This is a genomic window from Streptococcus sp. CL6.35 (genome assembly GCF_049737915.1).
Classification (GTDB): Bacteria; Bacillota; Bacilli; order Lactobacillales; family Streptococcaceae; genus Streptococcus.
The window spans coordinates 83,556-105,579 of the sequence record NZ_JBKOTU010000002.1 but is presented as its reverse complement, the minus strand read 5'-3'; the positions used below and the strand labels follow the sequence as shown (position 1 = coordinate 105,579).

Below are 22,024 nucleotides of genomic sequence, written 5' to 3'. Positions count from 1 at the left end.
GGAGCAAAAAAGCCCCACAAAAGGGCTAAGATTTGACGAGTTCAGCAGGCAAGAAACTAGCACGGTCAAACGTGCTTTTTTTATTGCTGATAGGTTCATTATACCACGTAGTATATAAAAGGCAAAAATAACTCATATCAAAAAGCACTTAGATTGTTCTAGGTGCTTATTTAAATCGTTTCAAGTTTTAGACTCTTGACAAATTCATCCCATTCGGCATCTAACTCCTCAACAGTTTTATTCTTATTTCGTTCATAGGCTTTTTTTAACAATTCATCCAGATTGTCGTCTTCGCCTTCTGGCCAATCATAAATATCTTTTTTAACCATATCATTCAATCCTTCCAAATTCAAAGTCGAATGCTTGAGATAATAATTCAAGAGTTTTCTCTTGTGCTACAACTTCAGTATAATCCTTTTTCGCAAACTTTTCAATATTATCTTTATACAATGGGCAAATATGAAGTCTCAGCCTACATTTGCCTACTTATACACTTCTAGCTCTCCGTTCTGGTGGATTCTCGCAAAGTTTAAGACGGCTATCTGTTTGTATCGGTGGTAGCTAGTGGAGCTAGTACCTGCCATCTCTACGCATTCACTCATTGTTTTCTTCCTCATGTAGCAATAATGGATAATAAAGTATTTTCTGGCTCGTTTGTTCTCTATGCTGTTGATGTCTTGGGCGAATATCTCCAATCCCTCACGGATTGCTTTTTCATGCTCACCGCTCAAATTCCACTGATCAGGTAAGATAAGTTCCCAAGCCTCTTCATCTATCGTAACTTGGTTTTCACTTCCTGCCATCCTCTGGAAACGTAGAAAGTAAGTCATCCGCTCTCTGACGTTCATCATCGTTTTAAACTTATCCAGCTCCATTAGTTCGCTCCTTCCACCTTGCTCAAGTGTTCTATAGCTTTTTGCCTAATTAAGTATACATTTGTTCTTGATTTTCCTATTTCTTCAGCTACTTCCAAAGCTACAAGATTATTCAAATAAAAAAATCTTAGAACAGAACGCTCAAGCGGATTGACCAACTTATCAATCAGCCTAGATATTTCCATTCTCTCTTCAGTAAGTCGCTCAATCCTCTGAAGCGTATCCTCTTTTAGTTTTAGAACACTTATAAGATTGTTCTCTGTCTTGTTCTCTCTGCTTGCCTGTACCCTGCTATGGCTTAGTGTTGGCTTTTTGATAATACCACCTTCCAGGGCCTCCAATTCCAAATATAAGCCTTTGATTTCCTTGCTTATCCACTTAACGCCCTCTAGTTTTTCTTTTACCTGCTCTGGTGTCATGCCTCGGCCTCCTCTATGATATAATATTTTTATCGGAATATCACAAAGGAGTCAGCCCTGTGCTGGCTTTTTTTGCTATTTCTCTATGTTCGCTCTAGCTTCAAATGCTTTCCCGTGAGAAAAAATGTACAATGACGGGTGAAGCTCATAGAAGCGCGTGGGGAGGGAGATAGCCCCCATATCTCCTTATGGTTTGATAAGCAATTAAGGCAAGTTAGTTCTTTGCCTATCTGCTTATCATTTGGTAAGCAACAAATCCAAAATAACAGACTTTTAAACCGCTCTTATCTCCCTGTCATTTGGTAGGAAAATAAGGGGAGTTATTTTAGTTCTTATTTCCCTATCATTTTGTAAGGAGAAAATCCAAATTAAGGAAGCTAATAAGTCTCCTTATCTCCTTACAGTTTTTCAGGGAGCAAAATCAAAATAAGCGATGTTATTTCCTGTCTTATTTCCTTACCGTTACCGTTTGACAAGGAGAAAAACGAAAATAAGGGGCTTTTAAATTCGTCTTAACTTCCTATCGTTTTGTAAGTAATTAAGAAGGCTTATTGTCGTCCTTATCTGCTTGTCATTCTGCAAGGAGTAAATCGGAAATAAGAGGGGTAAAAACTCCGCTTATCTGCTTGATAAATGATAGGGGGGAGATAGCCACTTTCTCGGCGTTCGCTCGGAGTTCAAGTATATAGACCCTTACCATTCTTCTGGTTCGCTAAACATACTTTCAGGCAAGCCACAAACTAATACAAGATACTGACACGCGCTATAATCTACCCAAAGCGCTCCATCTTCAGAATGGTTAAAATACTTGTCTGGTAGTGTTCCAAGGTATGCACCATTTTTATATATAGATACCCCACCTTCTCGGCTTGGTAACAGTCCAGTATATCCTCTGCGTAGTCCATGCTTCAAAGCGTTGCTATTGCCATATTTTGGCTTTCTGTTGCCCCTGTTGCCTTTTGCTACTTGGTTGCCTGGTAAAAATCTCCCTCGGCTATCACGTTCCATATTGCATCCTTTCTACGGTGTTCGTTTGGTATTTTTTTTGCCACTACTTCACAAAAACCTCACCTTTTCTAACCCTCGGTAAACCTCTCTACCTTGTGGTAACCTTGGGGTTCTATCACTAGAAAAAAGCCCTGTACCTTTGTAAAACCTTAGTATTTTGAAGTATGTGACCTTGTACTAACCTTGTACTTTTTATATATAACCTAATCCTTACCTCACCCTTTTTTGGAACGTTTACCGCACCCTTTTTGGAACGCTCTACTTACTTAAATCCTTGATATATCTAGCTTTTTTAACATTTAAACCGTCTAATATGTAGTATTTGTTCGTTTGGTAAATTACACACTACTTCATATTATCCTACAATCTCGAACCATTCAGCCAAAATCTATCCCCTTTTTCAATATACTTCAAAAACTTCTTATAGTGCTTATGATACCTGTCACGTTTCATATACCTTGGTCTTTCAGGGAAACCATCAAACATATATCTACCACGTCTAGGACTCCACCCTGGTTCTACCTTTCTGGCTTCTTTTAGTGCAAGCTCCCAGTAGTATTGGCAATCCGTTTTACTGCGGTTCAGAGTGCTCTTGTGGATATCTAGACAAGTACCGCAACTAAAATATAAATACCGTTTATAAAGCAACCTGCACCGTCTCCCACAATCAGGGCAAAGAAAGAAATATCGATTACCTCCCTTAGTTCCTGCTATTCTGTCTAATTCAAATGACTCTCCACCAAAATCAATCATTAAATTATCCAAATCAATCTCTAAACGTTGACCGTCCAACTCGGCTATACCCTTAGATATTCCTCTCAGCTTCATTGGTTTAGTGATTGTTTCTATTGCTAACTGCTTCATTATTTCCCCCTATATGGAAAAACCCAAAACTATTGGGTTGATAGCAAAAAGGGGATTGCTCCCCCTGTGTTCTACTTCAAATGCTCTGTATAACCAGCAAGTCCTTTATATTCGCCCTCTACGTCCAACTTTTGGAGTAGGCTAATACTTTCATCGCCTAGCTTTTCCAACGTACCAAAAGCAGTCATAGAGTCCATAGGGATAGGCGTATCAGAAAGCAAGCGATCAGCATAGTCTAATAGTTCCAGCTCGTAGTCTGTGATCTTATTCAGCAAGCTCTCAAAGTCCTCTGACTCTTTGAGTTGAAGCACGCGCTCCCGTTTGTAACGTTCTTCAAATGCTTCAACCTCTCCTGGTTGTTTGTGGTAGTCTTTAAAACTGTCACAAATACGCTTAAAGGTCTTGTTTAGCTTGTGATCTTCCACATACTCAGCTACTAGCGTGCCTTTATCCTTGTAGGTCAATGAGATTACAGGCTGGCAATATGTCCCAGTCATATATCCCAGTAGCGCGTGACCTGCTACTTGAGCGGTCGCCTGATCACAAAAATAGTAAGTGAAAGTAAATGTTTTTGCTTTATCCGAAAATGTTTTTAATGTCATGTTGTTTTTCCTCTTTCTGTTTTTAAGGGTGTCACTAGTAGTTACACCATTGCAAGGGGGTCGGTACTATCTACCCCATTTTGTTATCTGTATAATACTAGCAAACCAGCAATCGCACCCATACCATCACTATCTCCTACGGTTGCGGTTGAATGTTTTACATCAATTACCTGCACGGTCGCCATAAAATCATTTACTTCCTGTTCAAAATTTTCTAGTGATTGTTGCCATTTGTAATAAAAAAATAGTTTAATTTTCATGTTTTTTACTCCTTTTGTACTTAATTGATTTTTCTGTCCCCTTTTTTATACGCTTCTTACAAATTTTATACACTTGTTTTTAAAAGTGTATAAAAAATAAAGTCAGTAGTACCAAGGGTTTTGCTATTGTTTTATACACTTTATACATTAAAATAAAAATATATATAGGGATAATAGGGACTCTATTTCTGAAACATGATATAAGGAAATTTTTTTATTTCCGTGTTTTTCGTATAAAGTGTATAAAACCCTTGATATGACAACGTTTTTAAGTGTATAAAATTTTTGCCCTACTGTGTAAAGTGTATAAAATTCTTATTTTCTTTTCCTTCTCTTTTTGTACTCTGGCCAATGGTTGTAATACCCGCGTTCATTCTTTGGCTTTTTCTGCTTTTCGGGTGTTGCCCTACCATTAGCATAGGCTACGCTTGCAAACGGCGGTAGGTCTTCTTTAGGATAAAAACCTTTATGGATCTGTTGCCCTGCAGGGATAACCTTCTGGCCAACTGCGAAACCTTCAGGCAGGTTGCTTTTGATTTCTCGATGTAAGCCCATTTCTGACCTGTTTTCTTTAATACCATAGTATTCTAGGAAACCTTTCCAAACGTGATAGACAAAACTATTAGGAATAAACTCACTTGTCAATTCATCAGTAAAAAACTTAGAAACAAAATCAATAACGGGGTTCATGTCCTTATGGTGTTCTTCAAGTATTTCAATAGACTTCGTAGGGTTAATGTCAGCGATTGGTGTTTCAATAGCCAACTTAACCAGGTACTCCAGCACTTCTTTGCGGTTAATGTAATCGTCTTTGATAGCCTTGTTAGGATTACCTTTAAATATTTTGGTAAAAGGTAAAATTCTAAATCGCCTATCAATAGCTGATTTATCCCCGTTCATTCTTGGTAAACCATTAGAAGATTGTACTACCGTCATATTAAGGCGTATGCTATAAGGGCGTTTCCCTTTGTCCTCTATGGTCATTATGTCGCCTGTTGCTAAGCTAAACATATCTGAAGTGTCTCTAATTACTGCGTCCTTTTGTACATCATCACCGATTACAAGCGACTTTCCCAATAATATAGACGTTGAAAATTGACTTTTTGTTAAACCAGTGATCTTCAAACTTGCCACATTTTCCATACCAACTAGGTTTATAAGTAGCTGCTGAAAAGTTCCTTTTCCTGTTCCACCTTCACCGAAAAGCCAAAAGATTTTTTGCAAAGACTGCCCTGTGACGCTTGCTTTTATAATCTGGATAGCAAGGTTATAAAGCTCCTTGTCACCGTCAAACAACTCTAAAAGCCAAGCTGTCGGCTTCCAGCCGTTAATTATAGGCTCTTCTGCTCCAGGGCTATAACCTGTTTTTATCTTTCTTGTTGCTGTAATCTCTGGTGTCGTTTCTTCAAAAATGCCTGTCTTAGCATTGTATAGCTGTTTCCCAATTACAGTATAATTGCCTTGGATTTCCCTCATTTGGCTCTGTCTAGCTATTTTATAAAGCGTATCAAATGCCTGTTTTTCCGTTGCGTTTGGATAAATGACAGAAATAAGATCTTGCAAAAATTCATTATCCTCTAACCAGATACCAAAATCAGGATTATAGAAATATAATGGGGCTTTTTGCCCTTGTGCCTCTGGCTTAATTCTAATAAATCGGACGTACTTTTTTAACATAATAGCAACTCCCAGCGGATTAGTTGGTAAGGCCTTACTGCTCTTTTCCTCGCCTTTCTGCTGGGCTAGTTCTTCATGCTGGGCCTCGGTCAACCTGCCTGCCTTTACATTTTCAAGGTGTTTGCTGTCTGCCATAACTTCTTCATAAGCTTGCTGATAAGCCTTGTCCTTGATTTCTTGACACTCTTTGATAAGCTGTCCCCTAACACCTTTGAAAGTCTTAAAGTGCTTATCTTCGCTTTCACGCGCCTCTAAGATTTCACTTTCTAGGTTTCCTAATTCTTCTAGTTCTATGGTTCTATCCTCTCTTTCTATATTCAGCCCGTGCTATACTGCTAAAAGTGCGGTCTAGCTCTTCAATAGGCAATGGTTCAACTGTCACGCTATTGGCTATCTTAGTAAGTTCATAGGCGGTCTCTAGGTCACAATCAACCCACTTATTAAAGAGTAAGCCTACAAAGCGTGTCAATGATCCTCATAGTCATTGACCTCTGGCCACTTGCTCTAGGCTTGTAAAGCTCAGTAGTTCCTTGCTTCGCTCTTGGTTCAACCTTGGGGACTGGATAATCTAGACCATGCTCCACAATCTTTTGATAACTTTCTGGGTCGCCTGTTGTTACTGGTAGCCCTTGGAGTTGTGACCAGGTTAGACTGGCCATGTCAAAGGGTAGCCCAATCTTATCAGCAATCTCTTTCACTACCTGCTTATAGGTTGCCTCATTCATCACATCATCAGGCTTCACTACAAGGCGAAAACGGGGCTTTTCTAAGCTATGCTTAATAGTTGGGTATAAGATATAGGAGTAGCCAAATAAAGCGCTAGAAACAGCCTTTATAAAGCCCTCAGTCGTCCCCTGTATATCATCATAATCAAGGAAAATCAAATCCCGATAGATTAGACTGGAGTTGTTTCGCTTGTAACTGCCATGCTTTTCTGGCGTCACTTTCCCACTGATACAGTAAGGCGCTTGTGTACGTTTAAATTCTTCAATGTTTGCCCCTTCAGGGACTACCAAAGGCTTAAAGCGTTCAATGTACTGGAACGGCTCAATTTTATCAAATGGATAGACAAGATTACCCTGAAAGCCTCTAGCCTCGTAAATCGTCATATCAGCTCCCTTTCCGACGTTTCTTCCTCAGTTTCTTCAGTTGTTTCCGTTCTTTGAGTTGCTTCAACTTTGGGCGTCTGACCTTGGTTTTATCTTCCTTGGCTAACTTCATACCAGCATAAGCTGGCTCTGTCATGTATCTACCCATTTTCTACCCCCAGAAACTTCCAGATGTCAGTTATTTTATAGTAAACCTTTCTTGTATCTTCAAGCGGTGGATGGTATCGTCTTAGCCCTGCTTTTTCCCATTTTTGGAGTGTCATGTATTTTATATCTAACTCGTCCATGACTTCCTGGGCTGATATTAAACCTGTCAGTCGTGGTTTGACTGTATCACGCGCTTCCAGGTATCTTTCCACTACCTCCAGAATGCCATGCGCTAGGTCTTGCTCGCTTTCTCGGCTTAGGCTAAACATATTCGTCCGCCCCCTTCAAGGTTTCTTTGTAGCTTTCTAGGTCGCTATTCATCAACACTGCTAGGCGCTTTTCTTCTTCTCGTATCTGATTGTAAAATGTTTTTGCTCCGTCCAGTAGCTCCTCTTTGTTAGCTGGGATAAAATATCCTCTAAATGTTCCGTGTCGAACCCCAACAATAGGAACGCTATGGCGCGTGATTAGACGGCTGATAATATCTTGCACGGTTCTTTCTGCTAGCTTAGTGATCAGGCTTATTTCTGCCCCTGTTATGGAGTTCTCAGCCCCCACTTTTATTAGTCTTAAGACTCGCTTATCATTCTCCGATAGGCTCATTCAGTTCCTCCTCTCCTTTGCTTTTATTCAAAAAGGTTATTTGTCCGCTCGCTACCCCTCGCAAAATATCTTTTTGAGTTTCTATAATGGTATCAAGGGTTTTCAAAATAGCTGTCTTAGTCTCTAAATCCAACGTTTGTTTTGTCAACAAGCCCATAGTTACAGCTAACTTTGTTGCATTGTCCATACACGTAGCTAGAAAAATATCTTTAGTAAAATAAGGTTCGTCTGATATTTTTTCAATATCAGGGTATAAATTCATTGTGTAACTCATTTCATTCCTCCGTAAACTCTTACCCCTGCAAGCTGGATATATCGCCCATAATCAGGGCTTAAACTCTCGCTAGGTGTTTCTATCGTCTGTTGGTTTTCTCGCTCAAATTGGGCGCTTTTTTTGCGGTCTCGGTGGTTTAAATAAAGCAGTAAGCCAATCAATACAACCATACAGATTACCGCCTGTGTATTGGTCAAATCTAATTCATTCATGTCATGCCCTCGCTTTGTAATTCTTGATATAGTCCACTTGATCAGTTCGCTCCATCTTCAAAAACTCATCCACCTCTTCGGGTGTTACCTTTCTATCTAAAAAATCAGCAATAAACTGAAAGACGCTGGGGCGTTCTGACTTGATTTCAGCCATTACTTCATCAAATTCTGATTGTGTCATATTGTTTAGGTCTAGTGTCATTGCATTGCCTCCTCAAACTTCTCTATAAGACAACTTTTATTTGCTTTTTGAGTTCCTTTTTTAGAGTTAAAAAGAATATCTTTTAAGGTTATAGTAGCCTCTAAATACTCCTTTTCAGCATGTTCTATATACGCCTGTTGCTCTGCTTCATTGTCAAAAAAGTGCTTAGCTTGGCGTTTAAAGAATGCTTGTCGCATAGCGTCCATTTCAAAAATACCAGGGTTGAAAAACATTCCCGTAGTTCTTTTAGAGAGTGCTTCGATTTTATGGCTGTCATTCAATTCAGGAAGTTCAATCCAAAGTAAGCGGTGTAAATCTTCTTTGATAGACTTTATCTGATTTGCCAACAAAGAAAGTCCGAATAGATCATTTTTTTCGCTAATTTCTAGCATTTCTGCGCTAATTCTGTCTATACGTCTAGTCAAATTCTCGTATGTTGTTTCTTCCATGTTTATTACCTCTGTTTCTATGTTGTGTAATTGCCCTAAGAGCTTTTAATGCTTTTTTTCTTATACTAGATATCCTCACACTCAAAGTTGGGCGATGGCGAGTGTGGGGATTTTGAATGGTTGTTTCTTATACAGTTTTTCTTGCAATGAAGTTCCTCACGCTCAGACTCGCCAAAGTTTTGAGAGCGTGGGGCTTTTTGAGTTGTTTCGTATAGACGATATCTTCACGCTCAGAGTCGCCAAATTGAAAGCGTGAGAAAGTACCAGTTTTAAGAGTTGGCGCTCTCCGTATGGTCAAATTGCCCTAAATATGCTATAATCTAGGTATAAATCTTTACTAAAACCTCTTTGATAATAGCTTGCCTGCTTTGTTAAATTCGTTTTAGTGTTAGTGTGAAAGGCTCTGCGGTGTGGTTATTGCTAAGCCTTTTTTTGTTGCTATCACGCGCTTCTTTGGCGTGTTTTTTTATTTCTGAATGCCATAGCCTTGATTTCTTGGTAACTCATATTCAAGCCAATCATAGCTATGACCATGTCTTCAAATGCCTGGTATTGCTCCAGCTCGTCACTTGTCAAGCTATCGATGCCATTATAGCCCCCACGTTCTTCCCTTAACTGCTTAGCGTTCCTGTCGGTTACTGCTTTCAGTAGCAAGTTGTTCATGGTGCTATGCGCGTGCTTGGGTTTTGCCTCCCAGTTCTCAATACTGTCATGCAGTGTTTTTCTTTTTGGCTTTTCTAGCGCCCTCTGCATACGGAACTTAGAAAGTTCATCACGCATTTCAAAGAATGCTTTGACCAGGTTGGTTTTGAAGTTGGCCACTTGCTCGGTGTTCTTTAAGAATGTAACTAACAAGGTTGCTTGTTGCTCATTCAAAATATAGTCCTTGGTATTCTGGCCACTCTCCATAGCTTGGATTTTAAATCCAACCTTTCCGAACTGTTCAAATCTTGCTTGATGTTTGCGGATCGTCTTGGTGATTGTGTGATGTTGCAATCCCGTGCATTCTGCCACAATACTGCTCAGTGTATACGGCTCTTTTTTACCGTCCATGTAGACTAGTTCCATTGTGGTTCTACCTCCTGCATGAATTTGGTTAACTTGCTTGTCAGACGGCTCTTCTCGTCCATATTTTGAGCCTCTGCAATGGCTTTGGCTAGTGTATCGATATAATACCGCTCTGCCTCTGCCAACGTATCAGGGGCTTTTATAGTGGTCTGTGGTTCTTCCACCAGTTCCCCAGCCATGTAGTAGCCATTTAGTCGGATTTCTTTCAGAATGTGCTTGACCACTTTTTTAAACTCTTTTGCTAGTGGTTTGCGTGACTGCGATAAAACTTCATAGACTCCGAACTCTGTCAGCATATTCATTTCTCTTTTTTGACCTGCCCTAGATATTACATAGGTCAGCTTTTCATCATCATCTACCCGTTTTAGTAAATCCGTGGTGTTTTGGATTTCAATCATCTCAGCAACCTCTACCGCTACAAATAACGGATTTTGAATGTCTCCATAAACATCAAAGTGTTTAGATCCAAATCGTTGAGTTGTTACAACTTCCAAAACTTCCTTTTTGTTGTGTGGTTCTCCTTTGGGATAGAAGTTCCCAAAAAAATCACATAAATCTTTTTGCTGTGTTGTCATATCTTGCTTAACCTCTCTGTATAACTGATTTAGTCTTTTTCTGCTTTCCTTGTTGGGCTTATGTTTGCCCTGTGCCCACTTGCCAACTGTTCGGGGATCTATGCCTATCCGTTGGCCAATAGCTACCAAGTTCAGCCCGTGAGTGGTTCGCATTTCATCGATGACCCTTGTATAGTTCCTCTTCATTGCTTGCCTGCCTTTCTAGCTATAAAATAGTTCATCTATGGTTATATCTGATTTGACTTCTGCAACCATTGACTTAATCGCTAGGCGTTCCTTGTCGTTAAATGGCGTTTTACCTAATTCTTTGTTGTTGTATGACTGCAAAGAAATTTTTAGCTTGTCCGCCATCTGTTGTTGAGTTAGTCCTAACATAACCCGATAGCCTCGTAGTTTGCTCATAGGTTTCCCCCTTTCTAAAAAATCCCCTCCATGAATAGATTGAAAGTGTGAAAGGTTGGAGGGGGTTATGCACAGTTTTTCTATGCTTGATTTGTATAATACACAATATTTTTTCTGTTGTCAACTGTTTTTTTAATTTTTGCACAAAAAAATTGTACTTTTTCTAAGATATAGTATATAATCATCTGTGAAAGGTGTGATAAAGCATGAATAGATTGAAAGAATTAAGACAAGAAAAAAAGCTATCTCAAAAAGAGTTAGCTGAGAATATTGGGGTTCATTATCGGACTCTTCAAAATTGGGAAAATGGAGAAAGCCAAATCAAACCAGAAAAAGCAAAACAATTAGCTGATTACTTTGGGGTAAGTGTTGGATACTTACTAAATTACACAAATAGTAAAAAAGACCCATTTGATGGTTACATTCCAACACCAAGAGAGTATCGTTCATGGCAAGAATTTGACTATATGCAATTATCAAAAACCGATTTAGATTTTTATGACTATGAAAAATTAAGAAAGCATCTTGAACCATTCGCCCTAGAATTGATGCTTAACTACTTTTTCTGCACAGATGATGAGAGAGAACTACTTAGAACTATTGCAAAAAAATTTGCAAAGAAAGATGCAGTATCATTTAAAAAAGATAACGATTAATATCAAATAAATTTCCACTTTCCACTCTCTAAAGTGCAAAAACGGGGGAAATTGAAGAATAGAAAGCCGATTTTTCAAACTAAAGCGCAAAAATGGGCAAAATTGACAAATAGCAACAAAAAAAGACAAGCTAGCTACTGCCAACTTGTCTAATAGTACCTAACTGAAAATAAGCTAAAGGTTAGGTATTTACAACATCATTATACCACTCTTGCATTTAAAATGCGACCTATACCATACCCACGCGCCACAATGTTCAACAATCCTGAAGCGCGTGGATTCTCAAGCTTCGTTCGAGCTTCAAGCTCATATAAGCCCCATATCTACTAATTTTGTTGATGTCAACAAATGTCAACCACTTACAATATTTTAGAAAGGATTTCATGAACGAATTACAATTCTTAATCTATACCGCTGATAACGATAGCGAGACAGCTAGTGTCATCATCAAAGGCGAAACTATCTGGGCTAGTCAGAAAGAAATGGCTAGACTTTTCGATGTCGGTGTTCCTGCAATTAGTAAACACCTAAAAAATATCTTTGAAGAGGGCGAATTAGAAGAAGATTCAGTTATTTCCAAAATGGAAACAACTGCTACCGATGGGAAGAATTACTTAATTACTTACTACAATCTTGACGCCATCATTTCAGTTGGTTATCGTGTCAATTCCCAAAAAGCTACGAGATTTAGACAGTGGGCTACTTCGGTACTTCGTGAGTACATGATAAAAGGGTTCGCCATGGATGACAACCGTCTGAAACAAGGCGAAAACTTGCTGGAAAAAGACTATTTCCGTGAGCTCTTGGAGCGCGTGCGTTCTATCCGAGCTAGTGAGCGTCGTATATGGTTGCAGATTACAGATATTTTTGCAGAAATCTCTATTGACTATGATCCACAAAGTACATTGACTAAGCAATTCTATGCTGATGTACAGAATAAGTTTCATTATGCAATTACTGGCCAAACTGCTGCGGAAATTATCTACACGAAAGCTGACCATACAAAAGACAACATGGGACTTACAACGTGGAAAAACTCCCCTAACGGTCGCATACTGCAAGCAGATACCCAAATAGCAAAGAATTACCTTTCAGAAACAGAAATCCGTTCCCTTGAAAGAGGAATATCTAGCTATTTTGATTACCTGGAAAGACAGATAGAACAGCGAAAAGCTCAGACAATGCAACAACTAGCCCAAAGCATTGACCGCTTTTTGACTTTCCAAGAATACGATATTTTAGAAGGTCATGGAAAAATCACTTCCAAGGTTGCGAAAGATAAAGCAAAAGCAGAATACCAACTATTCAACAAAACTCAAAAGATAAACTCGGACTTTGAAAAAACTTTAAAACAGCTAACTGACGATAAAAAACTTTAAATACATGCCCGTTTACTATAAACAAGCCCATATTAGCCCCATATCCGCCTTGTTTCCTACTCTGGTATTATTTACCGTCTGACTACTTAAAAACGAAAATAAGGGGGATCTCGTAGCCCCTAGCATGATATAAAACCTTTTTGATAATGGCTTGCCTGCTGATGTATTTTAGAAAGGTTTATCATCATGAAAATAACTGAAGTTATAAAAAAAGACGGTAGTAAAGTTTACCGTGCTAATGTCTATCTAGGAGTTGACCAGGTAACAGGAAAGAAAGTAAAAACCAAAGTAACAGGTCGGACACAAAAGGAAGTTAAGCAGAAAGCCAATCAAGAAAAAATAGCTTTTCAAAAAGCAGGATCTACCAGACAAAAGGCTATTACCATAAAAAACTATCAAGAATTGGCAACTCTCTGGTGGGAAAGCTATAAGAATACAGTTAAGCCAAACACTCAAGGAAACGTTAGAGCGCTAATAGATAATCACATATTGCCTACTTTCGGGGAGTATAAGCTCGATAAGCTCACTACTCCACTTATTCAGTCAATTATCAATAAACTTGCTGATAAGGCTAATAGAGGGGAAGAGGGCGCTTTTCTACACTATGATATGATACACGCTTTAAACAAACGTATCTTACAGTATGGCGTAACCATGCAAGCAATACCGTCCAATCCTGCGCGTGATGTGGTTTTACCTCGTAACACTCAGAAAGCAAAGCGACAAAAGCTAAAGCACTTTGATAATCAAGAGTTAAAAAAGTTTCTTGTTTATCTTGATAATTTAGATAGTTGTAAATATCGTTATTACTATGATGTAACGCTCTATAAGTTCCTACTGGCAACTGGTTGCCGTATCAATGAGGCTCTAGCGCTTAGCTGGTCTGATATAGACTTAGATAATGCCGTTGTGCATATTACCAAAACACTAAATCGGGATCTAGAAATCAATAGCCCAAAATCTAAGGCTAGTTATCGGGATATAGATATAGATCAAGCGACTGTTAGCATGCTGAAGCAGTACAAACTACGCCAAACTAAAGAGGCTTGGAAGATAGGGCAACGTGAAAGTGTAGTATTTTCTGACTTCATTCATGAATATACTAGCATTGTAAAACTTAAAAAAAGATTACTAACACATTTTAAACGCGCTGATGTTCCGAATATAGGTTTTCACGGATTCCGGCACACTCACGCTAGTCTCTTGCTTAACTCTGGAATACCATACAAAGAACTCCAACACCGTCTAGGTCACTCTCAAATCAGCATGACCATGGACACATATAGCCACCTCTCAAAAGAGAACGCAAAAAAGCAGTATCATTCTACGAAACTGCACTAAAAGCACTATAAGGGGAGCAAAAAGGGGAGCAAATTCAAAAATTAACAATTCAAGACAAAGCAAAAAGCCAATAGCAACAGGGTTTTTGTTAGATTTATTTTGAAACAGGTTCATTTTTCTACAAAATAGTTATCTTCGAAACTCCTTTTCTAAAGGCTCTCTTTTTCTGATATAATGTAGAAAAACAGCTAAAGGAAAGACTATGAAACCACTACTTGAAACCATCGATACCCGCTTTGGAACTGCCAGCAAGCATGCCTTCTCTCGGGGAAATACCCTGCCTTACACAGGCATCCCTTTCGGGATGAATTACTTTGTGCCCCAGACCAGTGACCAGGAGGGAGCTTGGTTTTTCGATCCGCATCTGCCTATCTTTCAAGGGATTCGATTAACCCACCAGCCCAGCCCTTGGATTGGAGACTACTCTTGGCTCCTTCTGACACCTGTCACAGGTCAACTGGGCGGAGACAGTCTCTTTCACCGCCAGTCTTCCTATGATATGAATAAGGCTACTTTCCAGCCTCATTATCTGAAGATTTTCTCCCTGCGCTATCAGATTGAAAGCCAGCTTACACCGACTTGCTACGGTGCTTCTATTCGTTTGAAGCAAAAGCAAGGCAAAGCCCTCTCCCTCTATCTTCACGCAGCAGATAAACTGACCGTAGAGCAAGTAGATAAGAGAACGCTTGCCCTAAGACAAGAAGGAAAAACTGAGACCAATAAAAATCCACTAACGATGTTCACTTCCCTGAAAATGAACACGGATATTCTTGCTATCAGCCAAGAAAGCGGAGACTGGCGAATTGACTTAGCAAGCAGCCATGCTGAGATTCAGCTAGCAACTTCTTTCATATCGCCTTCTCAAGCTCTAATCAATCTACCTCAAGAAGATTTTGATAGCTGTAAAGAAAATGCACAAGCGAACTGGGAAAATCTCCTCCATCGTTTTAACGTTATAGAGACAGGAGAAGCTGACCGAACCTTCTTTGATCACTGTCTCTACAGACTCTTCCTCTTTCCTCAGACTTTTTATGAGGTTAATGAATCAGGGCAAGCCATCCACATGGATCTGGCTACTGGTTCTGTCAAGCCCGGTGTCCTCTTTAGCAATAATGGTTTCTGGGATACCTTCCGCACCACCTTCCCCCTCTTTGCCCTTATCATACCAGAACATTATCGTAGCTTTTTAGAGGGATTTCTCAATAGCTACCGCGATACTGGTTTCCTTCCAAAATGGCTGGCCCCAGATGAACGTGGCATGATGCCTGGTACCCTTTTAGACGGCATTATCACAGATAGCGCCTGCAAGGACATGGCTCCCGACTTGGAAGAAGAACTCCTCCAGGCTATGCTTGAAACAGCCAGCAAATCCGACCCTCTCGGCATCAATGGTCGCCACGGACTAGCCCAATACCAAGAGCTTGGCTACCTCTCTACCGACCACCACGAAAGCGTCAGCCATACCCTAGACTATGCCTATAGCGACTTTTGTATCGCCAGCTTTGCCGAAAAACTTGGTCAGGATAACATAGCGGAGACTTATAGAACCGCTTCACAAAATTACTGCCATCTATTTGATGCTGAGACAGGTTACATGCGAGCGCGTGATAGCCAAGGCAACTTCCGCCCTGACTTTTCTCCTTATAGTTGGGGACGAGACTACGCCGAATGTTCTGCCATTCAAGCGACTTTAGGTGTCCTCCACGACATCCCAGGCTTAATCCAACTTATGGGTGGAAAAGAAGCCTTCAGCAAGTATCTTTTGAAAATCTGTCAAGATGCTCCCCTCTTTGAGACGACAGGCTATGGTTACGAGATTCATGAGATGAGCGAAATGGCAACTGCTCCTTTTGGGCAAGTCGCCATTTCCAACCAGCCGAGCTTCCACATTCCTTATCTATTCCGTTACAGCGATTACCCAGACTACACTGCCCTTCTCATCAAGACGCTCCGTCAGAAAGCTTTTCACCCAAGTTGGGAAGCCTATCCTGGCGATGAAGACAATGGCAGTCTCTCAGCCTGGTACATCTGGTCAGCTCTCGGATTTTATCCGACCTGTCCAGGCAAACCAAACTATGACCTCGGAATTCCTCTCTTTGACCATCTCCGAGTCTATCTTGCCAAAGAAGATAAATGGCTAGATATTCATGCTGAGCAAAACCACAGCCATTTTAACTTTGTAAAAGAATGCCGACTGGATAAGGTGCCAGTATCTAGCATTCAACACCAAGATCTCTTGAAAGCTGAGCAACTAACCTTTACACTCAGCTGGTTGCCAAGTCACTAACTAGTAGACAAAAGAACCTTTGTATCATGCCTGCAAAGGTTCTTTTATTTTATGAAACTTGTACTTGAGCTTGATCAACCAACTGTCCATCAACAGTCAGATTCAGATAGAAATCCAAGGTCTTATCAGCAGCAAAATACAGGGTTGGTATGGTCAGGTCTTTTTTGCTTTCCCCAGCTTGGAATTGAAGGACTTGAATCTCATCCTGATAGGCGATACCATGGACACCTGTCCCCGGTTGAATCGAAATCTTAGCCTCTAAAGAGGAGCTACTTTCGCTACGTTCAATCCTAAAATGAAGAGTCTCTCCCTTTGTCACAGCTAGACTTTTTTCTGCAAATGCCAGTCCCTGAACAACTTCTGTTTTTGATAAGCTAGGAGTTTTATAGAGGGAAATCTTGGTCAATACAGGCATAGATTGTGACTCTGTAATCATCACGCGCACCTTCTGTGCCTCTACTAGCGAACCTCGCAAGAGGCGCTTATAACCAACTGTAAAGCCTGTACCAAATTCTTGCCAGACACCGTCCACCTCTACTTGCACATAAAAACCAGCAATTCGTTGCCCTAGCTTCAAATCCTCTCTTAACTCAATTACATCAAAAGTTTTAGGTGACCCTAAGTCGAGTTCTAACTGGATTGGCAAGCCTGCATCGCTTGCCCAAGAGCTGGTCTTAAGGCCATCTGTCAAATAGTGACAGGCAAAGTCTGCGGAAAGAGCAGAACCAGATACCTTAGCTCCCAGAGCCAAATCTTCTTTATAGAGCTCATTGCGATAGGCCGCAAATTCATAGAGGCGTTCAATATCCTTTGCATCAAAGAGCCCAGCTTGATTCGGCGGAATATTAAGTAGGAGCGGGGTTCCTCTCCCCACTGAGTGAAAATAGATTTCGACCAACTCCTCAAGAGACTTAGAATCCTGGTCCTCATGGTAAAACCAACCTGGCCGGATGGAAACATCTGCCTCTCCGATTGAAAAAATCGTACCTGAGGGATCTCCATGCTGAAGATAGTCCAGCTCTGCTTCTGTTCCTAGTTTGTCAGGATTCACCTTTTGCCATAGGGGATCACCTGCATACCCTCGTTCATTGCCAATCCAGCGGATACTAGTGCCTTCTGTTGAAAAAATCAAGCAATCTCCCTGCAGGTCACGAATGGTTTCAAACCATTTTTCAAATTCATAATTGACCTTTTGAGCGCCCTCTCCTCTGGCACCATCCATCCAGACCTCAGCGAATTTCCCTCCATTGCCATAGGCAGGATTTGATAAGATTTCCTTCAGCTGAGCCAGATAATAGGCATTGTAGTCCGCTTCTCGGTCCACATGATAGAGTGGGCTGTGGGCATCCCACGGTGACAGGTAGACCCCCATATCCATATCAAATTCTGTAGCAGCTTGGGATACTTCAAGGAGCAAGTCCCCCTCTCCACTCCTCCAAGGACTGCTCTTGACCGAATAATCTGTATGAGCCGTCGGATAGAGGACAAAGCCATCGTGGTGCTTAACCACCAAAATCAACTTTTTGAAGCCCGTTTCCTTGAGCACGCGAACCCACTCACGTGCGTCTAACTGTGTCGGGTTAAAGCGTTCAGGATCCTCCTGACCTGTCCCCCATTCCTGGTCATAAAAGGTATTGGGTCCAAAATGGATAAAGGCTGCTAGTTCATCCTCTAGATAAGCTAACTGGACCTGACTAGGCAAAGGTCCATGCGGTTTTATTTCTCTTACCATACTACTTCCTATCTACATTTTTCTTTACTTTTTTTGCATACACTTGCAATTCTGTTAACGCTAGTGGATTTACCAAGTTTTCAAATCGAAGACGAACAGCATAAGTTTTCACCTTGTCAAATTCAAAACGAAACTCCTCATCCTTGTCGCTTGAAACTTTTCGGATAGCTGATACAGGGCGCCAATTCTTCTCTTGTTTGAGCAAGGAACCCTTATCCAAATGGTTGGGAGTCCGAGGCAAGCTAGGCTCATTCCCTACATAATAATCGATATGGGTAGGATCCACCGCCATGTAGTCTTGATTTTCAACATAATACAAGGTCAGGTTATCCACAAATCGCGGTTTTAAAATCCCTGCATCTCCAAAAAGAATGCCCACACTGGCTTGCTCTGACTTGACAATCCAAGTATTGGCTATCGATTTCTTCCGAGCAATGACCTTGTCATTGAGGTAGGAGGCTGGGTGATTCGGCTCTGAGTGGGAAGTAAAGACCAGAGGCAGATTGGACCCTGTCCATTGATTGGAAATGACTTCTCCATCTACACTGGCATCTGTCACATGAATGGTGACTGTTGCTGGCAACTCACAGCCCGCTACCCGCCCTGTGAGAACGCATTCTCCTACCTGAGCATAGATTTGAGGCTTGAGTTCGTCCCAAGTAACCTTGGCCGTATCTCGTCTGCCATCTGATAAGACTAGCTTGACTCGGTCTGGTAAGTGTGGGGCTTCCTTGACAAGCGTCCAAACCCTTTCAGGCTCAATAGCGCAAATCCCTTGGACACAAACCTGAGCAGAAGCCTTTAAATCCAGACCCTCTAGCTGACCAGATACCGTAAACTCATGAAAGCTTGCCAAATCTTCTTCCGAGATTGCTTCCCAAACAACCTTGACTCGTTTTGCACTACCGGACTCATAGTCCACCAAGACTGAAGATGGCAGCTGTGGATAAGTTCCCTTAGCTGTATACAAGCGAAGTGGTCGTACAAAAACTGCCTGCCCTAGTGAGGTATTTTCTGCGACCTGCAAATAAGTTTGATAGATCTTACCTTGATACATGGCTCGGATAGCCAAGTCGCCTGCAGACAAGCAATGAAGCACTCCCTGCTTGATAATGGCGTGGGCACTACCACTCGTCTCCCAAATCACTTCACTATTCCCCACCTTGTTCACAGGGTTATCCACAGTTTGTGGATAAAGTCCAATAGCTGGGGAAGCCCCTTCTTGTAAACCTGCCTGCTTGTCCACTCGAATCTCAAACAAGCGCTTATTTTTCACTGGCTGGCAATCCAAAGCCTCTCCCACTAAGATATCAAAACTTGCTGGCTCTAGCCCTCTGGCACTGGCCTTTACTCTTACTTGGCCTGCCTGCTCCAAGCTCTGAACCAAAAGGATACCTCTGCCATGGAAGGCTTTCCGCTTAAACCGACCATTTTTCTGAGCCTGATAACGTTCACGACTGGACTGCCTGCCATTATCAACACCCACAATGCGAGCAGGGCCCTCAATTTTAAAATGAAGCTGATTGGAAGCACTCGGCACCCAATTTCCATCCTTGTCCAATACATCAAAATAGAGATAGAGGAGGTCTTGCCCATCTGGTTCCAGTTTTGTTTTCTCGGCATGTAACCCGATTTTGGCTGGCTTACCTGCAGTCACCACCCTATCTTCTGCTACAATCTGACCTTGACGGTCATAGGCTACAGCATGCAATTCTCCTGGTTGATAAGCCAAGCGCCATTCGAGATAGAGTTGGTCAGAACCCTCTCCCTCTTGGTATTTTCGACCGTCTGAAGTCCATTTTTCCTGAAAAGTCTTCCTACCTTGAGATTTTCCATTGAGAAATAGCTCTACAAAACCAGCATTTGAATACACTCGAACAGGGATATCCCCATACTTATCCACAACTTGTTGATAACTCTTGTGGATTTCCCAATTCCAGTGGGGCAGGATATGAACCATAGGCTGCTGATCTAGTGCCAACCACTGACTTTGATAGAGATAATAATCATTTTTAGGAATCCCTGCCGTATCCACGATCCCAAAATAGGAACTCTTGACAGGTGTGTCATTTTGGTTGTGCCAAGGAGTCGGCTCACCGATATAGTCCACTCCTGTCCAGATAAACTGACCCGCATAGTCTAGCCGATTTCTATCTGCTATCCAAGAAACCGTCGCCGTCTTCCCCCAAGGAACTCGATCATTGCCATAGTCTGACTGTTCAAAATTCCGCACGCGGCGATTATCCCCAACCCATTCCTTAGCTGGGCGAAAATAGCTATCACGCGTCCTTGTAGCCGATGAGGTTTCAGACCCATAAAGTCGCCAGTTGGGATGTCTTTTGCGAATCGCATCAATATTGTCTTCTGAGTAATTCAAGCCCACCACATCCAGCAAATTGGCTATCTTTTCATGACCTCCAGAACCATCGCCAAAGCGGAATTGATCCATTCCCATGGTCACAAAACGACTATCATCCACTTCCTTGACCCTTTCTAGCAAGCGTTTGATAGTCTTCAATGAATGAGCATCACCATTTGCTTCGCTGACTTCATTTCCCAAGGACCACATAAAAATCGCTGGATTGTTCTTGCCACGCTCAATCATAGTACGCAAATCATAATCTGACCAGAAATCGCCTGCTTTCGCTTCTGGATGAGTCGCTTCTTCCTCAAAAAAGCGACCATAATCATATTCTTTCTTACCTCCATACCAGGTATCAAAGGCTTCTTCTTGGATGAGTAGGCCCATTTTGGCAGCTAGATCCAGCAAAATACTACTAGCTGGATTATGCGTGATCCGAATCGCATTGACGCCCATTTCCTTCATCTGGCGCAAGCGTCTCTCGGCAGCTGACCTATTTTCCACAGCTCCCAGCGCTCCATAGTCATGGTGCAGACAAACCCCATGAATCTTCAACCAGCGACCATTTAGAAAGAAACCCTTATCCGATTGCCAATCCATATAGCGGTAACCAAAGGTCTCCTCTTCTTCATTAACCAAAATGCCATTTTTGTAAAGACGAGTCTTCAATTGGTAAAGGTGGGGATGGTCAATATCCCAAAGCAAGGGTTGAAAAATTGATATGGCTTGTTGGAAAGAATATTTGTCCCCAGACTCAATCACTAGAGAGTCTGTTGCCTGCCAGTCTGACAGCTGTTGTCCATCATACCAGATACTCTGTTCTAAATACACCGACACGGACTGAGGTCCATCATTTGAAACCTTGCTTTCAAGCTGGGTTTCCACCCACGATTGTCTTTGCTCCTTGAGCTTGGGACTTACTATCTTAATCCCATATAAATCCAGATGCACCAAATCTGTAATCAACAATTCTACTTCTCGGTAAATACCGCTACCCGAGTACCAACGACTGCTAGGTTGCTGATTGTCCACAAAAACCGCAAGCTGGTTGGCCGTCCCATCATTTCTTAGATAAGGCGTGATATCATAAGAAAAAGGTGTGTAGCCATTGGGATAATAACCCAGCACTTGCCCGTTGATATAGACTTGGGCATTCATGTAAACCCCGTCAAACAACAAACGCACCGATACAAGACTGGCATCTTCTTCCAAGTAAAACTGTGTCCGATACCAGGCCTGACCCCCGTTTAACTGACCACCCTCATTTTGCGCTGGCGAATACTGGTCAAAATCATTGTAAATACTCCAGTCATGTGGCACTTGAATAACCTGCCAATTTTCCCTCTGAAAATCCGACGCCAAGGCCTCTTCCTTCCCCACCTCTTGGTTAAAAAACCAGTGATTTCGTAAAACTTCTTCTCTTCTCATACAAGCATTCCTCTTTAAACGAATCGATATAGTTGACTATAGCACAAAACAAAAGCGCTTTCAAGACTTCCTCCATCACTCCCTAAATACTCA

Annotated in this window: 23 protein-coding genes and 2 pseudogenes; 4 read left to right on the top strand and 21 right to left on the bottom strand. The window is 41.4% G+C overall.

All coding sequences use genetic code 11. The features are described 5' to 3' along the window. Nucleotides 1-170: 170 nt before the first annotated feature. From ACLNCP_RS03125 to ACLNCP_RS03035, 19 genes and pseudogenes are all read right to left on the bottom strand, one after another. A complete protein-coding gene (locus ACLNCP_RS03125) occupies nt 171-380 on the bottom strand; it encodes a hypothetical protein (protein WP_001110380.1) in 210 nt (69 codons plus the stop codon). Between the two features lie 102 nt (nt 381-482). Further along, complete coding sequence (locus ACLNCP_RS03120) at nt 483-875, bottom strand: hypothetical protein (protein WP_000417881.1); 393 nt, start codon at nt 873-875, stop codon at nt 483-485. Next, nucleotides 875-1,294: a DUF1492 domain-containing protein gene (locus ACLNCP_RS03115; protein WP_424844017.1), complete on the bottom strand. Its 420-nt coding sequence runs from the start codon at nt 1,292-1,294 to the stop codon at nt 875-877. The genes ACLNCP_RS03120 and ACLNCP_RS03115 overlap by 1 nt, the downstream gene beginning before the upstream one ends. Before the next feature lie 693 nt (nt 1,295-1,987). Then, nucleotides 1,988-2,302, bottom strand: a complete 315-nt coding sequence (locus ACLNCP_RS03110; RefSeq protein WP_000439027.1) for a hypothetical protein — start codon at nt 2,300-2,302, stop codon at nt 1,988-1,990. Nucleotides 2,303-2,662: 360 nt separating this feature from the next. After that, nucleotides 2,663-3,166, bottom strand: a complete 504-nt coding sequence (locus tag ACLNCP_RS03105; protein WP_000811080.1) for a hypothetical protein — start codon at nt 3,164-3,166, stop codon at nt 2,663-2,665. Between the two features lie 71 nt (nt 3,167-3,237). After that, complete coding sequence (locus tag ACLNCP_RS03100) at nt 3,238-3,768, bottom strand: hypothetical protein (RefSeq protein ID WP_247953413.1); 531 nt, start codon at nt 3,766-3,768, stop codon at nt 3,238-3,240. An 83-nt stretch (nt 3,769-3,851) separates the two neighbouring features. Then, on the bottom strand, nt 3,852-4,028 hold the full coding sequence (locus ACLNCP_RS03095; protein WP_000694570.1) for a hypothetical protein: 177 nt from the start codon (nt 4,026-4,028) through the stop codon (nt 3,852-3,854). 315 nt (nt 4,029-4,343) lie between these two features. Then, on the bottom strand, nt 4,344-5,840 hold the full coding sequence (locus ACLNCP_RS03090; RefSeq protein WP_000785436.1) for a phage/plasmid primase, P4 family: 1,497 nt from the start codon (nt 5,838-5,840) through the stop codon (nt 4,344-4,346). A 163-nt stretch (nt 5,841-6,003) separates the two neighbouring features. After that, nucleotides 6,004-6,814, bottom strand: a pseudogene (locus ACLNCP_RS03085) (primase alpha helix C-terminal domain-containing protein). 1 nt (nt 6,815) lies between these two features. Beyond that, a complete protein-coding gene (locus tag ACLNCP_RS03080; RefSeq protein ID WP_000534152.1) occupies nt 6,816-6,962 on the bottom strand; it encodes a hypothetical protein in 147 nt (48 codons plus the stop codon). Continuing rightward, nucleotides 6,955-7,230 carry a hypothetical protein gene (locus tag ACLNCP_RS03075; protein WP_000492136.1) on the bottom strand — a complete coding sequence of 92 codons (276 nt, stop codon included), beginning with the start codon at nt 7,228-7,230 and terminating at the stop codon, nt 6,955-6,957. The genes ACLNCP_RS03080 and ACLNCP_RS03075 overlap by 8 nt, the downstream gene beginning before the upstream one ends. Then, complete coding sequence (locus ACLNCP_RS03070) at nt 7,223-7,564, bottom strand: hypothetical protein (protein WP_000058834.1); 342 nt, start codon at nt 7,562-7,564, stop codon at nt 7,223-7,225. Before ACLNCP_RS03070 ends, ACLNCP_RS03075 begins: the two co-directional genes overlap by 8 nt. Continuing rightward, nucleotides 7,545-7,838: a hypothetical protein gene (locus ACLNCP_RS03065; RefSeq protein ID WP_261053277.1), complete on the bottom strand. Its 294-nt coding sequence runs from the start codon at nt 7,836-7,838 to the stop codon at nt 7,545-7,547. Before ACLNCP_RS03065 ends, ACLNCP_RS03070 begins: the two co-directional genes overlap by 20 nt. Next, complete coding sequence (locus ACLNCP_RS03060) at nt 7,835-8,050, bottom strand: hypothetical protein (protein ID WP_025171189.1); 216 nt, start codon at nt 8,048-8,050, stop codon at nt 7,835-7,837. The genes ACLNCP_RS03065 and ACLNCP_RS03060 overlap by 4 nt, the downstream gene beginning before the upstream one ends. A 1-nt stretch (nt 8,051) precedes the next feature. Further along, entirely contained in the window at nt 8,052-8,252 is a 201-nt protein-coding gene (locus ACLNCP_RS03055) for a hypothetical protein (protein WP_000171271.1), read from the bottom strand. After that, nucleotides 8,249-8,701, bottom strand: a complete 453-nt coding sequence (locus tag ACLNCP_RS03050; RefSeq protein WP_000393196.1) for a hypothetical protein — start codon at nt 8,699-8,701, stop codon at nt 8,249-8,251. The genes ACLNCP_RS03055 and ACLNCP_RS03050 overlap by 4 nt, the downstream gene beginning before the upstream one ends. Before the next feature lie 441 nt (nt 8,702-9,142). Beyond that, the gene (locus ACLNCP_RS03045; RefSeq protein WP_000424670.1) at nt 9,143-9,769 is read right to left on the bottom strand and encodes a Rha family transcriptional regulator; all 627 of its coding nucleotides are present in this window, start codon (nt 9,767-9,769) and stop codon (nt 9,143-9,145) included. Then, nucleotides 9,760-10,530, bottom strand: coding sequence for a BRO family protein (locus ACLNCP_RS03040; protein WP_000828333.1), 771 nt, complete (start codon nt 10,528-10,530; stop codon nt 9,760-9,762). Before ACLNCP_RS03040 ends, ACLNCP_RS03045 begins: the two co-directional genes overlap by 10 nt. Nucleotides 10,531-10,545: 15 nt before the next feature. Beyond that, nucleotides 10,546-10,746 carry a helix-turn-helix transcriptional regulator gene (locus ACLNCP_RS03035; RefSeq protein ID WP_000040969.1) on the bottom strand — a complete coding sequence of 67 codons (201 nt, stop codon included), beginning with the start codon at nt 10,744-10,746 and terminating at the stop codon, nt 10,546-10,548. A gap of 206 nt (nt 10,747-10,952) precedes the next feature. Between ACLNCP_RS03035 and ACLNCP_RS03030 the strand changes: the two genes are divergently transcribed. The 4 genes and pseudogenes from ACLNCP_RS03030 to ACLNCP_RS03015 all read left to right on the top strand — a co-directional run bounded on the left by ACLNCP_RS03030 (nt 10,953) and on the right by ACLNCP_RS03015 (nt 16,409). Continuing rightward, nucleotides 10,953-11,402, top strand: a complete 450-nt coding sequence (locus tag ACLNCP_RS03030) for a helix-turn-helix domain-containing protein (protein WP_001080845.1) — start codon at nt 10,953-10,955, stop codon at nt 11,400-11,402. Between the two features lie 383 nt (nt 11,403-11,785). Further along, on the top strand, nt 11,786-12,781 hold the full coding sequence (locus ACLNCP_RS03025) for a virulence RhuM family protein (protein ID WP_001004338.1): 996 nt from the start codon (nt 11,786-11,788) through the stop codon (nt 12,779-12,781). Between the two features lie 186 nt (nt 12,782-12,967). Continuing rightward, nucleotides 12,968-14,133: pseudogene (locus ACLNCP_RS03020) on the top strand (tyrosine-type recombinase/integrase). A 191-nt stretch (nt 14,134-14,324) separates the two neighbouring features. Continuing rightward, complete coding sequence (locus tag ACLNCP_RS03015; protein ID WP_261016137.1) at nt 14,325-16,409, top strand: GH92 family glycosyl hydrolase; 2,085 nt, start codon at nt 14,325-14,327, stop codon at nt 16,407-16,409. Nucleotides 16,410-16,458: 49 nt separating this feature from the next. On the opposite strand, the gene ACLNCP_RS03010 is transcribed toward ACLNCP_RS03015, so the two are convergent. Next, nucleotides 16,459-18,141, bottom strand: coding sequence for an alpha-L-fucosidase (locus ACLNCP_RS03010; protein WP_424844016.1), 1,683 nt, complete (start codon nt 18,139-18,141; stop codon nt 16,459-16,461). 1 nt (nt 18,142) lies between these two features. Beyond that, nucleotides 18,143-21,931: a sugar-binding domain-containing protein gene (locus tag ACLNCP_RS03005; RefSeq protein ID WP_424844015.1), complete on the bottom strand. Its 3,789-nt coding sequence runs from the start codon at nt 21,929-21,931 to the stop codon at nt 18,143-18,145. Nucleotides 21,932-22,024 lie beyond the last annotated feature (93 nt).

Coding starts and splice junctions, on each gene's coding strand:
- ACLNCP_RS03120 (WP_000417881.1), bottom strand. CDS start 875: ATGGAGCTGGATAAGTTTAAAACGATGATGAACGTCAGAGAGCGGATG.
- ACLNCP_RS03115 (WP_424844017.1), bottom strand. CDS start 1,294: ATGACACCAGAGCAGGTAAAAGAAAAACTAGAGGGCGTTAAGTGGATA.
- ACLNCP_RS03110 (WP_000439027.1), bottom strand. CDS start 2,302: ATGGAACGTGATAGCCGAGGGAGATTTTTACCAGGCAACCAAGTAGCA.
- ACLNCP_RS03105 (WP_000811080.1), bottom strand. CDS start 3,166: ATGAAGCAGTTAGCAATAGAAACAATCACTAAACCAATGAAGCTGAGA.
- ACLNCP_RS03100 (WP_247953413.1), bottom strand. CDS start 3,768: ATGACATTAAAAACATTTTCGGATAAAGCAAAAACATTTACTTTCACT.
- ACLNCP_RS03095 (WP_000694570.1), bottom strand. CDS start 4,028: ATGAAAATTAAACTATTTTTTTATTACAAATGGCAACAATCACTAGAA.
- ACLNCP_RS03090 (WP_000785436.1), bottom strand. CDS start 5,840: ATGGCAGACAGCAAACACCTTGAAAATGTAAAGGCAGGCAGGTTGACC.
- ACLNCP_RS03080 (WP_000534152.1), bottom strand. CDS start 6,962: ATGGGTAGATACATGACAGAGCCAGCTTATGCTGGTATGAAGTTAGCC.
- ACLNCP_RS03075 (WP_000492136.1), bottom strand. CDS start 7,230: ATGTTTAGCCTAAGCCGAGAAAGCGAGCAAGACCTAGCGCATGGCATT.
- ACLNCP_RS03070 (WP_000058834.1), bottom strand. CDS start 7,564: ATGAGCCTATCGGAGAATGATAAGCGAGTCTTAAGACTAATAAAAGTG.
- ACLNCP_RS03065 (WP_261053277.1), bottom strand. CDS start 7,838: ATGAGTTACACAATGAATTTATACCCTGATATTGAAAAAATATCAGAC.
- ACLNCP_RS03060 (WP_025171189.1), bottom strand. CDS start 8,050: ATGAATGAATTAGATTTGACCAATACACAGGCGGTAATCTGTATGGTT.
- ACLNCP_RS03055 (WP_000171271.1), bottom strand. CDS start 8,252: ATGACACTAGACCTAAACAATATGACACAATCAGAATTTGATGAAGTA.
- ACLNCP_RS03050 (WP_000393196.1), bottom strand. CDS start 8,701: ATGGAAGAAACAACATACGAGAATTTGACTAGACGTATAGACAGAATT.
- ACLNCP_RS03045 (WP_000424670.1), bottom strand. CDS start 9,769: ATGGAACTAGTCTACATGGACGGTAAAAAAGAGCCGTATACACTGAGC.
- ACLNCP_RS03040 (WP_000828333.1), bottom strand. CDS start 10,530: ATGAAGAGGAACTATACAAGGGTCATCGATGAAATGCGAACCACTCAC.
- ACLNCP_RS03035 (WP_000040969.1), bottom strand. CDS start 10,746: ATGAGCAAACTACGAGGCTATCGGGTTATGTTAGGACTAACTCAACAA.
- ACLNCP_RS03030 (WP_001080845.1), top strand. CDS start 10,953: ATGAATAGATTGAAAGAATTAAGACAAGAAAAAAAGCTATCTCAAAAA.
- ACLNCP_RS03025 (WP_001004338.1), top strand. CDS start 11,786: ATGAACGAATTACAATTCTTAATCTATACCGCTGATAACGATAGCGAG.
- ACLNCP_RS03015 (WP_261016137.1), top strand. CDS start 14,325: ATGAAACCACTACTTGAAACCATCGATACCCGCTTTGGAACTGCCAGC.
- ACLNCP_RS03010 (WP_424844016.1), bottom strand. CDS start 18,141: ATGGTAAGAGAAATAAAACCGCATGGACCTTTGCCTAGTCAGGTCCAG.
- ACLNCP_RS03005 (WP_424844015.1), bottom strand. CDS start 21,931: ATGAGAAGAGAAGAAGTTTTACGAAATCACTGGTTTTTTAACCAAGAG.